The 14,131-nt window shown below is 66.1% G+C and carries 5 protein-coding genes; all 5 read left to right on the forward strand.

From position 1 onward, the window contains the following. Positions 1-54 precede the first annotated feature (54 nt). From ACP7E3_RS13695 to ACP7E3_RS13715, 5 genes are read left to right on the forward strand one after another with little or no spacing between them, the layout of a single operon-like run. The gene (locus ACP7E3_RS13695) at positions 55-4,326 is read left to right on the forward strand and encodes an amino acid adenylation domain-containing protein (RefSeq protein WP_426123370.1); all 4,272 of its coding nucleotides are present in this window, start codon (positions 55-57) and stop codon (positions 4,324-4,326) included. Further along, on the forward strand, positions 4,323-9,644 hold the full coding sequence (locus ACP7E3_RS13700) for an amino acid adenylation domain-containing protein (protein ID WP_426123371.1): 5,322 nt from the start codon (positions 4,323-4,325) through the stop codon (positions 9,642-9,644). The genes ACP7E3_RS13695 and ACP7E3_RS13700 overlap by 4 nt, the downstream gene beginning before the upstream one ends. Next, positions 9,641-10,690, forward strand: coding sequence for a Gfo/Idh/MocA family oxidoreductase (locus tag ACP7E3_RS13705; RefSeq protein WP_426123373.1), 1,050 nt, complete (start codon positions 9,641-9,643; stop codon positions 10,688-10,690). Before ACP7E3_RS13700 ends, ACP7E3_RS13705 begins: the two co-directional genes overlap by 4 nt. Next, entirely contained in the window at positions 10,687-12,414 is a 1,728-nt protein-coding gene (locus ACP7E3_RS13710; protein ID WP_426123375.1) for an ABC transporter ATP-binding protein, read from the forward strand. Before ACP7E3_RS13705 ends, ACP7E3_RS13710 begins: the two co-directional genes overlap by 4 nt. Continuing rightward, the gene (locus ACP7E3_RS13715) at positions 12,411-14,105 is read left to right on the forward strand and encodes an ABC transporter ATP-binding protein (RefSeq protein WP_426123377.1); all 1,695 of its coding nucleotides are present in this window, start codon (positions 12,411-12,413) and stop codon (positions 14,103-14,105) included. The genes ACP7E3_RS13710 and ACP7E3_RS13715 overlap by 4 nt, the downstream gene beginning before the upstream one ends. Positions 14,106-14,131 lie beyond the last annotated feature (26 nt).

The raw sequence follows: 14,131 nt of genomic DNA on the forward strand, positions 1-14,131 counted from the left end.
CTTCCATCTTGGTGAGCCAGGGACTTTATCTAGACGGGTCACAGGAAGCTTTTCATGAGCGAGCTGACAACAGCAGACACCACCGCACTGCGCAGATGGCTGATCGAACACCTTGCCCAGTTGCTGGGCGCTACCGTGGAAGAAATCGACAGCCTGGGCGATGAGGAAAACCTCTTGGGCTGCGGGTTGGATTCCATCCGCCTGATGTACTTGCAGGAGCGCCTGCGCAGCCATGGGTTGCGGGTCGACTTCGCCCAACTCAGCGCCGAACCCAGCCTCGCGGCCTGGCTTGGCCTGCTGCATGGCCAGGCGGTGCGACGTGTGGAGGTGGCTGATGTCGCCCCGTTGAGCGCAGCCGACGACAGTTTTGAACTCAGCGCGGTGCAACAGGCGTACTGGCTGGGGCGCGGGCCCGCCGAAGTGCTGGGCAATATCAGTTGCCACGCATGGCTGGAATTCGATTGCCAGGGCATCGATGCGCAACGCCTGGAAGCGGCGGTCAAGTGCGTGCAGGCGCGTCACCCGATGTTGCGTGCCAGTTTCAACGACGGCCGCCAACGCATTCTTGGCGCAACGCAATTGCCGGTTTTCGACCATCAGGATTGGCGCCACCACACTCAAGCGGTTGCGCAAGACGCCTGGCACGCGCTGCGTGAATGGCGATCGCATGAATGCCTGGCCGTGGACGCGGGCCAGGTGTTGTTGGTCGGTCTGGTGCAGTTGCCCGAAGGCCGTGATCGTGTGTGGTTGAGTGTCGACCTGCTGGCGGTTGACGTGGAAAGCCTGCGCCTGTTGATGGCGCAACTGGGCCAGGCCTATCAGGCGCCGGCCGCGCTTGCACCCGCGCCGGACGTGCAATTTGCCGACTACCTGGGCCGGCGCCGCCAACGTCGCGCAGAGGCGTATGCGCGAGATCGTGAGTATTGGTGCCAACGCCTTGCGCAGTTGCCGGACGGCCCCGCACTGCCGCTGGCCTGTGCCCCGGAATCGATCCGTGCGCCACGGTTTACCCGCCAGGCTTACGTACTCAGTCACGCAGAAGCCGAACGCCTGCAACGCCAGGCGACGGCCCATGGCCTGACGTTGCCCAGTGTGTTCGCCACGGCATTCAACGCGGTGTTGGCACGCTGGAGTGAACAGTCGAGCTTCCTGCTCAATGTGCCGTTGTTCGACCGTCACGATGACCAGCAATCCATCGATCAGGTGATCGCCGACTTCACCACCTTGCTGCTGGTGGCGTGTGAAGACGCACCGCAGTTGCCGTTTGCCGAAGGCGCCCGACGCTACCAGCGCGATTTGCACGCCACCATCGACCACGCGGCGTTTCCCGCGCTGGAAGTGCTGCGTGAGGCTCGTAGCCAAGGTCATCCGCGTTCCGCGCCGGTGGTGTTTTCCTGCAACCTGAGCGATTCGGGTTTTGTCCCCGCCAGCTTTCGCGAGGTGTTTGGCGACCTGCACGACATGCTCTCGCAAACCCCGCAAGTGTGGCTCGACCACCAACTGTATCGGCTTGAGGACGGTGTGCTGCTGGCCTGGGACAGCGTTGCCGACCTGTTCCCGCAAGGCGTGCCGCAGGCGATGTTCAGCGCTTATGTCGAGCTGGTGCAGCGTCTCGCCGACAGCGACTGGAACCAGCCGCAACCGGTGTTGTTGCCGCTGGCGCAACAGGCGCGCCGCGACCAGCAGAACAGCCTGCCGGCGTTGGCGCCGGGGCGTGGCCTGCTCGAAGACTTTTTTCGCCAAAGTGCCCGACAACCCGACGCACTCGCCCTGATCTGCGGCGCGCAACGCTGGACATATAACGATCTGGCCACCCAAGCCCTGCGTATAGCGGCGGGTTTGCTTGAGGCTGGCATGCGTCAGGGCGAGGCGGTGGAGGTCTGCCTGCCGCGTGGGCCTCGCCAGATCGCCGCCGTATTCGGCGTGCTGGCGGCCGGTGGTTGCTACGTACCGGTGGACACCGCACAGCCGGTTGCGCGGCGCAGCCTGATCGAATCGGCTGCGGGCATCACCCGAGTGATTGCCGACCAGCCGCCGGGCAACGCGCTGCAATGGCTTGACCCGGCGGTGCTTGAGCAGTCCGCGCCATTGGCCGCGCCGAAAACGCTATCGCCGCGCGCCAGCGCGTATGTGATCTACACCTCGGGCTCTACCGGCATTCCCAAAGGGGTTGAAGTCTGCCATGGCGCCGCAATCAACACGATCGACGCGGTGCAGGCCGAACTGCAGGTCACGCCGGATGATTGCCTGCTGGCCGTGTCGGCGCTGGATTTCGACTTGTCGGTGTACGATCTGTTTGGCGTGCTGGGGCAGGGCGCTCGCCTGGTGCTGCTGCAACCTGAAGAAACCCGCGATGCGGCGCGTTGGGCGCAACTGATCGCCGAACACCGCGTGAGCCTGTGGAATTCGGCCCCGGCATTGCTGGAAATGGCCCTGGGCGTCGGCGCCGATGCCTGTGATTACCGAAGCCTGCGGGCGGTGTTGCTGTCGGGCGACTGGATTGCCCTCGACCTCGCCGCACGCCTGCGGCGCCACGCCACCGCGCAGTGCCGCGTGTACGGCCTGGGCGGCGCCACCGAGGCGGGTATCTGGTCGAACCTGCAAAGCATTGATGAGGTCCCCGACCACTGGCCGTCGATTCCCTATGGCAAGCCTTTGGCCGGCCAGGCGTATCGGGTGGTGGACGCCACCGGGCGCGATGTGCCGGACCAGGTGATCGGGCAACTGTTGATCGGTGGCGCAAGCCTGGCGCGGGGGTATCGCAATGACCCGCTGCTGACCGCACAGCGCTTTCGCAGTGATGAGCACGGGCGTTGGTACCACACCGGCGACCGCGGGCGCTTCTGGGCCGATGGCACCCTTGAGTTTCTCGGGCGCATGGACCAGCAGGTCAAGCTGCGCGGGCAGCGTATCGAACTGGGGGAAATCGAAGCGGCGCTCACCGCCCACCCACGGGTTGAAAGCGCCTGTGCCGCCGTCTTGAAAGGCAGCCTCGGCGCGGCCGTGGTGATCAGCCCTGAATCTGCATCGGCGCAGGCGTTGCCGGCCGTCTCGATGCTCGACGACACCTTGGCCGCAGAACACCAGGTCACCGCGCAGCTGTTGCGCCGCCTGCTGCAAGACCCGCCGCCCAGCGCCCTGCTCGACACGTGGCGCGAGTGGCTGGCCGAGCATGTCGAGTCGCTCAGCCTGCACGACGCGTTGGCGCACTTAGGGTGGCGCGAGGCGGATCTGCACCGCATGGTCGGTGCCTTGCAGGTGCTGTTGCGCACCGAAGACGGCGCCTCGCAAGTGTTGTTCGATCCGTTGCTGGCACCGCAGGCCATGGCGTTGAACCTGCCGGCGGGCCGCCAGGTGTTGGACACCCTGAGCCAGGCGCTCCAACAACACCGCGGCACACCGCTGAAAGTCGCGGTGCTGGATGTGCGCGGCGGGCAGTTGCTGGAGCAATGGCTGAACCATGCGAGTTCGCGCGACGTGCAACTGACCTTGTTCGAGAGCAGCCCCGGCCTGCTGGCGGCCAGCGTGGGCAAGCGCCGGCGCGTGGCAAGCCAACTGCTGGTGGAGGGCGTGCTGCCCGCTGAACACTGGTCACAGTACGACGTGGTGATCAGCTTCGCGGCCTTGCACAGTTATGCTCAGCCCGGCGATGGGCTGAATCTGGCGCAGGCACTGCTCAAGCCGCAAGGCCGCCTGTTGCTGGCCGACCTGCTGCGCGACTCGCCGTTGCGGCTGGTCAGCGCGGCGCTGCTGGATGAGCGCGCACCGGTATTGCCTGACGCTGCCGAACTGGCGCACCTGCTCGGCCAGAGCGGTTTTCGCCACCTGGAATGCCTGTGGCAAAACCCCGCGATGCTGCTGTTGAGTGCGCGTGCGGCGGATGAAACCCTGACCGCTGAAAGCCTCGACCAATGGCTGCAACAACGCTTGCCCCAGGCGATGCGGCCCGAGCATCTGTGGTCCGTACCGCGCCTGACACTGAATGCCAACGGCAAGATCGACCGCGCGCGCCTGCACGCCAGCCTCAGCGCCGCGTTGCAACGCAGGCAACCGGCAAACAACGAAGACGGCGAACTCAGTGCCGAGCTACAGCCCCTGGCCGCGTGCTGGGAGGCCATCCTGGGACGGCCGGTGCGCAGCGCCCAGGCGAGTTTTTTCAGCCTGGGCGGCGACAGCCTGCTGGCGACGCGGCTGCTGGCCAGCGTGCGTGAACAACTGGGCACCAGCCTGCGCATGAGCGATTTCTACCAGCAGCCGACATTGGCAGGCATGGCCGCGCTGTTGGTGCGCAGCGGCGAAGTGGCTATCGAGGAGGGCGTGTTATGAGCCTGGATGATGTGCTGCACATCTGCCGTGAACGCCAGATCGAACTCTGGGCGACTGACGGCAAGCTGCATTTTCGCGCGCCTCAAGGCGCATTGGACTCAGCCCTGGCGGAGCGTATTCGCGCCCAGCGGCCAGCGCTGCTGGTGCATCTCGCGCCCCAACAATGGCGCGCACAGCCGGAGCAGGCGCTGCAACCCTTCGCCTTGAGCGCGGTACAGGGCGCCTATGTACTGGGGCGCAACCCGGCCTTTGACTATGGCGGCAACGCTTGCCACTTGTATGTCGAATACCCGTGGCCGGCGAACGTCGACACCGGGCACCTTGAACAGGCCTGGAACGCCGTGGTGCAACGTCACCCGATGCTGCGCGCGGTGGTCGATAACCATCAGCAACGTGTGCAAGCCCAGGTGCCATGGCAACAGCTGCCGGTGCATGACCGCCGCGACGCCACGCCCGAGGCGTTCGAGGCGCACCTGAACAGCGTGCGCAAGCGCCTGGACCATGCCTGCCATGCGCTCGATCAATGGCCGATCCTGCTGCCCGAACTGAGCGTGGGACGCGAGCAGGCAATCCTGCATTGCTCGGTGGATTTCACCTTGTTCGACTACGCCAGCCTGCAACTGCTGCTGGTAGAACTCACCCAGCGCTACTTGGAACCGACGCGCCACTGGCCGGCGCTGGAAGCAACCTTTCGCGACTACCTCGAGCACGAACAGCAAGCGCGCGGCAGCACCGCCTGGCACGCCGACAAGGCGTGGTGGCTGGCGCGCCTGGACAGCCTGCCCGGGCGTCCGGACCTGCCGCTGAGCGAGCACGCGGGCTTGGGCTCCACGCGTTTCGCCCACCACCATGGCGTGTTGAGCAGCGGGCAATGGAACGCCCTGTGCGCCCTTGCCAGCGCCCAAGGCCTCAGCGCGGCGGGCGTGACGCTGGCCGCGTTTGTCGAGGTGATCGGGCGCTGGAGCCAAAGCCCGGACTTTTGCCTGAACCTCACCGTGCTCAACCGGCCGAACCTGCACCCGCAGTTGGACCAGGTCGTGGGAGACTTCACCGCGCTGAGCCTGCTCGCGGTGGACGGCACCGAGGGCGCCAGTTTTGTCCAGCGTGCGCGGCGTATCGGCGCGCAGCTGTTCGATGACCTCGACCACAGCCGCTTCACCGGCGTTGAGGTACTGCGCGAACTGGCCCGTGTGCGAGGGCGTGGCGCCGACCTGATGCCGGTGGTGTTCACCAGTGGCATCGGCAGCGTCGAACGCATGCTCGGCGATGCCGGGCGTGTGTTGCAGCCGCCCAGCTACATGATCAGCCAAACCCCGCAAGTGTGGATCGACTGCCAGGTCAGCGACCAATACGGCGGTTTGCAGATCGGCTGGGATGTCCGCATCGGCGTGTTGCCCGAGGGCATGGCCGCGCAGATGTTCGCAGCCTACGTCGACTTGCTGCAACGCTTGGCCTGCGACCCGCAATTGTGGCAAGCGCGTGGCGATATCGTGCTGCCCGCGCAGCAGGCAAACCCGCCAATCCACGCCAGCGCCCCAGCGCGCAATATCGCCGACGGCTTCGCCCAACAGGCGCGGCGAACTCCGGATGCCCTTGTGATCAGTGACCGCGACGGCCGTTACCGCTATCGTCAGGTCGCCCAGCATGCCGCCGCGGTGCGCAAGGCGCTTGAAGCGCTCGGCGTGCAGCCGGGGGCGCGGGTGGCGGTGATGCTGCCCAAGAGTGCCTGGCAACTGATGTCGGTGCTGGGCATTACCCAGATGGGCGCGGCCTATGTGCCGGTGGACATCCGCCAACCGGCCTTGCGCCGCGAGGCGATCCTGCGCGACGCGGGGATTGCCGCGGTGATTGTCCTGCAAGCCCAGGCATGGCCGGACACCCTTGAACTTCCGCGCATTGCCATCGATACGCTTGCCGCCGACCCGCATTGGCCACCCCGTGAGCCGCTGGCGGTAGAGGCCGCGGACCTGGCCTACATCATCTACACCTCAGGCTCCACCGGCACGCCCAAAGGCGTAATGCTCAGCCATGGCGCGGTGGTCAACACCCTCGATGACATCAACCAGCGCTACGCGGTGAACGTCGATGACCGCGTGCTGGGCCTGGCAGAGTTGAGTTTCGACCTGTCGGTGTATGACTTCTTCGGCGCCACGGCGGTCGGTGCGCAGGTGGTGCTGCCCGACCCCGAGCGCGGCGCCGATCCTTCGCACTGGGCGCAATTGATGCAGGAACACGGCATCACCTTGTGGAACTCGGTGCCCGCACAAGGGCAGATGCTGGTGGATTACCTGGAGACCGAGCCCGGCGCAATCCCCGGGCCGCGCTGTGTGCTGTGGTCCGGCGACTGGATTCCCACCACGCTGCCGACGCGCTGGTGGCAACGCTGGCCCGAAAGCCAGTTGTTCAGCCTGGGCGGCGCCACCGAAGCGGCGATCTGGTCGGTGGAGCATCCCATTCGTGCCGAAGATACGGCCTTGCCGAGCATCCCCTACGGCCGGGCCCTCAAGCACCAGACCCTGGAAGTGCTCGACGCGCTGGGCCGCCAGTGCCCGGTGGGCGTGCGTGGTGAGATTCATATCGGCGGACTCGGCCTGGCCCTGGGTTATGCCGAAGACCCGCAACGCAGCGCCGAGCGGTTCATTACCCATGCCAGCGGGCGTCGCCTGTACCGCACGGGTGACCAGGGGCGTTACCTGGACGCAGAAGGCTTGATCGAGTTTCTTGGGCGCCAGGATGACCAGGTGAAGATTCGCGGTCACCGCATCGAACTGGCGGAAATCGACGCGGGCTGGCTGGCCCATCCGCAGATCGCCGCGAGTACCACGGTGTTGCTCGGCGAGCGTCACGAACGTTCGCTGTGCAGCTTCGTCACCCTGCACACCAACGCGCCTGCGCCTCACCTGAGCACGCAGCTGGACGAAGTCCTGCGCCAGGCACGCCACACCCTTGAACACGCGGATTTCGGCCCGCGCGCCGCCATCGAAGCGGCACTGGCGGCGCTGGATCGGGCGGCGGATGTGTCGTTGCTGCACTGGTTGGGCGGCAGTGGCTTGCTGATCCCGGGGCAGTCCGTGGCATTCGACTCGCTGTGCCAGGCCTTGCAACTCGACGCCGGTCAGCATCGCCTGTTGCGGCATTGGCTGACGTTGTTGACCGACAGCGGCTACCTGTGTGCGGACAATGACGGTTGGCGCTGCCAGGTCAGCACGGCTGACCTGAGTCAGGACGATGCCTGGGCACAGTTCGCCCGTCTGGCGCCGAGCGGTCTTTGGCCGCTGGAATTGGTCGATTACCTGCGCACCAGCGCGACCCGCCTGGCCGAGCAATTGGACGGGCGCCTGAGCCCGGCAAGCCTGATGTTCCCGCAGGGCTCGGCACATATTGCCGAGGCGATGTACAGCCGTGGCCAGCATGCCCAAGTGCTGCATCGGGCCATGGCCGAGGCGGTTTGCGCGATCGTTGCGCGCCAGAGCCAGCGCCGCTGGCGCATCCTGGAAGTGGGCGCCGGCACCGGTGCCGCCAGTGCGCTGATCATCCCGGCGCTGGCGCCGTTGGTGGCGGACGGGGTGCAGATCGACTATGTGTTTTCCGACGTGTCGAGCTATTTCCTTAACGCTGCGCGCGAACGCTTTGCCGCGTATCCGTGGGTGCGCTTCATGCCGTTCGACATGAACAAACCCGCCTGCGAACAAGGGCTTGCCGCGGGGTCCCTGGACCTGCTGCTCAGCTCCGGCGCATTGAACAACGCCCTGGATACACCGCGCCTGCTCGCCGGGTTACGCCAATTGCTGCAAGCCGATGCCTGGCTGGTGATCCAGGAACTGACCCGCGAACACCGCGAAATCAGCATCAGCCAAAGCCTGATGATGGAGACGCCGCAGGACGTGCGCGCCACCTCCGGGCAGCTGTTCGTGCATACGGACCAGTGGCTGGCGTGGCTGAACAGCGAGGCCGGCGACCAGGCCGAATCGCTGGCGTCGGCCGACAGTGTGCTGCACCTGCTGGGCTACGACCTGTTGGTCGCACGCGTGAAAACCGACCGGCCATTACTGAGCCAGGAGACGTTGCTGGCCTTCATCGCCGAGCGCGTGCCGCGTTATATGGTGCCGGCGCAGGTGCGGATACTCGACCGCTTGCCGGTCACCGCCAATGGCAAGATTGACCGCCGCGCGCTGACCACCCAAGCCGAGCAGCGCCAGCTCGAACCGGCACGCCGTGCGCGCACGGAAGTGGCGGATGAGCTGGTGCAGCGCTTGATCGCGCATTGGGAGCGAGTACTCGATTGCAGTGGGGTGTCGGCGGATCAGGATTTCTTCGGCGCCGGTGGTGACTCGCTGCTGATCGCACAATTGATCGCCGGCTTGCGCGAGCAAGAGCCATTGGCCCGTGCGCAACCCTTCGACCGCCTGTTGCGCTGGGCTCTCAGCCAGCCGACCCCGGAAGGCCTGGCCCAGCGCTTGCGCAGTGAGTCGAGCAGTGAAGCCCCCGCAGTGGTGCCCTCCACGGACACCCGCCGTGCGCCGTTGGGTGGGCGCGGGCGGGTGGATGCGCTGACGCAACTGGCCGTGGGTGAAGGCACCGCGCGAGTGCTGGTGCATGAAGGGCTCGGCACGCTGCTGCCGTATCGCGGGTTGATCGCCGAACTGGCCGGCAGCGGCCCGTTGCTGGGGTTGGCGGTGCATGACAGCGACGATTACCTGAGCCTGCCGCCGGAGCATATCAACGCCACCCTCGGCAAACGCTATGCCCAGGCGCTGTGGGACAGCGGCCGGCGCCGCTTCGACTTGCTGGGCTACTGCTCCGGCGGGCTGGTAACGCTGGAGCTGGCCAAGGCCCTGCTGCAATTGGGCGCCGAGGTGCGTCGGGTGGACATCGTATCGAGCTACCGCATTCCGTACCTGGTGGAGGATGAAGTGCAGATGCTCTACAGCTTCGCCGGCACCCTGGGGCTGGACACCGCTGCGCTGGGGTTGCCGGCGGCTGAACAGTTGCTCGACAAACACCTGGGTCTGGACGCCACTGCGCTCAAATCCCGCGTACTGGCGGCGGCCAAGGGCATTGCCGATGAGCAGTTGTATCGGGTGTTCGCTCATTCCGTGCGCGCCAGCCACTACAGCGACGGCGCGCCGTATGTGGGCGCCATCCGCCTGTTTGTACCGAGTGTCGCCAACCCGTTGATCCCCGATCACCAGGCCTCTCTGCAGGCCTGGTGGCAGGCGGCGTCGTTGGCGCCGCTGACTGTGCAGACCCTGCGCGGCAATCACTTCGAGTGCTTGAACGCCGGGCTGAGTCGTTACTTGCTGGAGGAACGCCCATGACTATGCCTGTGAAAACCCTGGTGGTGGGCTCGCGCTTTGGCCAGTTCTACGCCGTTGGTGTGGCTGCGGCCGAGCACCTGGAACTGGTCGGGGTGCTGGGGCAGGGCAGTCGTCGCTCCCGCGCACTGGCTCGCTATCTCGAAGTGCCGTGTTTCGAGGCCTTGGCCCACGTACCCGCCGACACACAACTGGCTTGCGTAGCGGTGGGCGGCGCAGCAAGGGGCGAACAGGGCCCCGCCTTGGCGCAAGCGCTGATGGAGCGGGGCATTGATGTGCTGATCGAGCACCCGTTGCTGCCCCAGGAACTGCAAGACTTGCTGAGCACGGCGGCGCGCCTGCATCGGCGCTGCCTGCTCAACAGTTTCTACCCGCAGTTGCCGTGCGTGGCGCGGTTCATCGAGCTGGCGCGGCAGCTGCATCGTCAACAGGGCATTCGCCATATCGACGCCGACTGCGCGGTGCAGGTGAGTTACGCGACCCTCGATGTGCTGGCGGCGCTGTTGGAGTCGGTAGGCCCATGGTCGGTGGACTGCGTGGCACCGGCGCTGTCGGCCTGGCGCGATATCAGCCTGGTCATGGCGCAAGTGCCGGTGTCGTTGCGCGTGCTCAATGAGTTGGCCGCCGATGATGACGGGCGCATGCAGAGGCTGCAGCGCATCAGCATCGCCACTGACAGCGGCACGTTGCTGTTGGCCTCGCCCCACGGACCGTTGCTGTGGCTGCCGGCCGTGCGTGCGCCGGTGCAAGATGCCGACGGGGTGTTCGACCTGTTTGGGCCGCAGGCCGATGAGCCGCTGCCCTGCGCCGAAGTGTTGGAGGCCGCGGCGGCGGATTGGGCGCAGGTTTACCGCCGCGTCTGGCCGACAGCTGCGGCCAGTGCATTGCAACCGCTGATCACGGGGGTGGGGCTGGCGCGCCTGCAACAGCGCAGCCTGGAAGTGGTGAGGCTATGGCAACAGGTGACGGCGGCGCTCGGGTTCCCGCAGCAGCCGTCGCTGACGTTACCGGCGGCCGGCCTGGCCCAGGCATTGGAGCACGTCCGATGAGCCACTTGAGCGAAATGCTGCGTCCTTTCCGTGCGCGCTTAGGGGCGGCGATCGCGTTGCAGGCCGTCGCCGGGATCTGCTCGCTGCTGCCGCTGATAGCCTTGGCGCAACTGGCGGACAGCTTGCGCCAGGCGCCGCCGCTGGCGTCTTCGGCACTGAACTGGGTGGTGGTGGCGGTGGTGGCGTCAGCGCTGTGGTTGTGCGGCCAGACCCTGGCCTTGCACCTGACCCATCAGGTGGACGCCGACCTGTGTGACCGTCTGCGCGTGCGCCTGGCCGAGAATCTGCAACGCTTGCCCTTGGGCTGGTTTGCACGGCTGGGGCCCGAGGGCGTCACCCGTTACGCCGAGCAGGATGTGCGGGCCTTGCACCAACTGGTAGGCCATGCGCCGACCGACCTGGTCAACCTGCTGTTGATTCCCATGGCCACCCTGGCCTACCTGCTGTGGAGCAACAGTGCCCTGGCGCTCTGGTGCCTGTTGCCGTTGGCATTGGGCGTGTTGGGCTATTGGCGCCTGGGCTCGGCGCATTACCGCGAGGACGTAGCCCAGCGCAATGGCGCAATCCAGCGGTTGTTCAGCGACTACAGCCAGTTCGCCGGCAACCTGGGCCTGGTCCGGCAATTTCCCAGCGCGGGCATTCATCGCCGTGTGCAAGAGGCGGTGCAGCAGTTTGATCAGCGCTTCAGCCATTGGGTGAGTCGCGCCGGTCATCTTGCTGCGCTGATCCAGGTCCTGCTCAGCGCACCGTGGCTGTTGGCCTGGGTGGTACTCGGCACACTATTTATCGGCGTGAGCGAAGTGGGCGCCGTGCAGGTGTGCGGCTTTTTGCTGCTGGTGCGCGCCATGGCAGCGCCGGTATTGGCGCTGGGGCACGGCTTTGATGCGCTGAACAACGCGCGCGCAAGTGCCCGACGCCTACAGGAGGTGTTGAGTACACCGCCGTTGATCGAGCCCGACGCGCCGCAATCGCCTCGGGACGCCAGCGTGGAGATGCTCGATGTGAGCTTCTCCCAGGGTGATGTCACGGTACTGAAGGCGATCAACCTGCGCCTGGAACCGGGCACTACCACCGCGCTGGTGGGGCCTTCCGGCGCGGGGAAAAGCACCTTGGCCGGTTTGATCGCCCGCTTTATGGACGTCGACAGCGGGCATGTGCGCGTGGGCGGGGTGGATGTTCGGCAGATCGCCAGCCGCCAATTGCAGCAGCATCTGGCGCTGGTGTTTCAGCAGGCGGGGGCATTGCGCCTGTCACTGGCGCAAAACATCGCCCTGTATCAGCCGCACGCCAGTGAAAAACAGATTCGCGCTGCGGCCAAGGCGGCCTGCCTGGATGACTGGATCATGGGGTTGCCCAAGGGCTACGCCAGCGTGGTGGACGATGATGTGCGGCTGTCCGGCGGTGAATTGCAGCGCCTGGCGATTGCGCGGGCGCTGCTGTCGCGGGCGCCGATCATGTTGCTCGACGAACCCACCTCCGCCACCGACCCGCAGACCGAGCGCGCCTTGCGTACTGCACTGCGCGACGACGCGGCCGGGCGCACGCGGCTGATCATCGCCCATCGCCTGGAAACCATCGCCCATGCCGAGCAGATCCTGGTGCTCTGCGAAGGGCGCATTGTGCAGCGCGGATGTCATGCACAGTTGTTGGCCGTGGACGGTCTGTACCGCCAGCTGTGGGACGAGCAAATGTCGACGGCCGATCAACTGGAGTTCGTGTCATGAGTGTACTTTCGCCGTTGCGTCATTTGCCCGACCAGGCCCGGCGCGTACTGCGCGGCGCCCTGGGGTGGATGCTACTGGCCGCCGTGCTGGATGGCTTGGCGGGGTTGGCGCTGGTGCCGCTGATACTGGCCTGGTTCGATCAACAGAGTGTGCAGCCAAGTGTGCTGCTGTTGCTGGGGCTGACGTTGTTGCAGGCCTTGGTCAGCTACGTTGCCCAGCGCCGTGGTTATCTGGCGGGAGCCGGGTTGGCGGCCGGCCTGGTCTCGCAACTGGTGCAACAGCTGCCGCGCTTGCCATTGGCGCGTCAGGGCCAGTTGGAAGACTTGGTGCGCGGGCCGGTGTTCAACAGCATGGGCATCCCGGCGCACTTGCTGGCGCCGCTGGTAACGGCGCTGGTGACGCCGACGATGGTGGTGCTGGGGCTGATCTTTATTGAACCGCGTTTGGCGCTGGCGTTGGCCCTGGCTTATCTGCCGTTGTTCGCCCTGCTGCGTTGGGCCGGGCGACGTAGCCTGGCGCTGGAGCAACTGCGCCAGCAAGTCGACCGTCGCGCCGGGCAGCTGTTGCAGACATTCGCGCAGCAACAGGCCTTGATCCGCAGCGCCGGTGATGCCAGCCAGGGCCAGTTGGCGTTGCGTCAGGCCTTGCACGAGCAACACCAGGCCACGCACCGTCTCAACCGCCGTGCGTTGCCCAGCGGGCTTGGCTTTGCGGCGGCGGTGCAGGTGGTGTTTTCGCTGGTGTTGGCAGGTGGCGTGCTGGCGGTGGCGGCGGGGCAGTTATCCGGCGCGCTGTTGGTGGCGGTGTTGGTGTTGCTGGTGCGCTTCATCGAACCGCTGTCGCAACTGGCTTACCTGGACCAGGCTTTACGTATGGCGTGGCAGGCGTTGTCTCAAGTGCTCACGGTGTTGGCCGTGCCGACGCTGCACAGCCCGCACCCCGGAGAGCAGCCTCAGGATGCGAGTTTGCAAGGGCAAGGCTTGAATATCTGCGGCGAAGGCGGCGAGCAGTTGCTCAAGGATGTGGACATCCATTGCGCGCCGGGAACGTTCACGGCGATTGTCGGTCCGTCGGGCGCGGGTAAAAGTACTCTGCTGGCCTTGCTGGGGCGTGGCATGGACCCGCAGACCGGCGCAGTACGACTCGGCCAGGTGGACATTCGCCAGCTAAGCGAACACACCTTGGCCAACCACCTCACGCAAGTGTTCCAGAACAGCGGGCTGTTTGCCGGCAGCCTGCTGTGGAATGTCAGCATGGCCCGGCCGCAAGCCACGCCTGCGCAACTGCAACACGCCGCCAAGGATGCTGCATTGGATGAGGTGCTCAGCAGCCTGCCGCAGGGTTGGCACAGTGAGGTAGGGCCGGGCGGCGCATTACTCTCGGGCGGCCAGCGGCAACGGGTCGGCCTGGCGCGCGCGCTGCTGTCCCCGGCGCCGATCCTGTTGCTTGACGAACCCACCGCCAGCCTCGATGCGCGCTGCGAAGCACGGGTCAATCGCAGCCTGCAGGCGCTGCATGGCAGGCGCACCGTGGTGTTGGTGTCGCACAACCCGATGTTGGTGCGCGGTGCCGATCAGATCCTGGTGCTGGAAGGCGGCAGCGTCAGTGGCTGCGGCAGTCATGAGCAGTTGCTGGCCACGCACCGCTGGTATGCGCAGTTCGTCGAGCAAAACCTGCCGGGCAGCCATTGAAAAAGTCCCTTAATCGAAAAGTCGCA

It is taken from the genome of Pseudomonas sp. PSPC2-3, from assembly GCF_049898265.1.
GTDB classification, from domain to species: domain Bacteria; phylum Pseudomonadota; class Gammaproteobacteria; order Pseudomonadales; family Pseudomonadaceae; genus Aquipseudomonas; species Aquipseudomonas veronii.

What these genes read in the sequence shown, in the direction of transcription:
- ACP7E3_RS13715 (WP_426123377.1), top strand. Translation starts at nt 12,411, where the DNA reads ATGAGTGTACTTTCGCCGTTGCGTCATTTGCCCGACCAGGCCCGGCGC.
- ACP7E3_RS13705 (WP_426123373.1), top strand. Translation starts at nt 9,641, where the DNA reads ATGACTATGCCTGTGAAAACCCTGGTGGTGGGCTCGCGCTTTGGCCAG.
- ACP7E3_RS13700 (WP_426123371.1), top strand. Translation starts at nt 4,323, where the DNA reads ATGAGCCTGGATGATGTGCTGCACATCTGCCGTGAACGCCAGATCGAA.
- ACP7E3_RS13710 (WP_426123375.1), top strand. Translation starts at nt 10,687, where the DNA reads ATGAGCCACTTGAGCGAAATGCTGCGTCCTTTCCGTGCGCGCTTAGGG.
- ACP7E3_RS13695 (WP_426123370.1), top strand. Translation starts at nt 55, where the DNA reads ATGAGCGAGCTGACAACAGCAGACACCACCGCACTGCGCAGATGGCTG.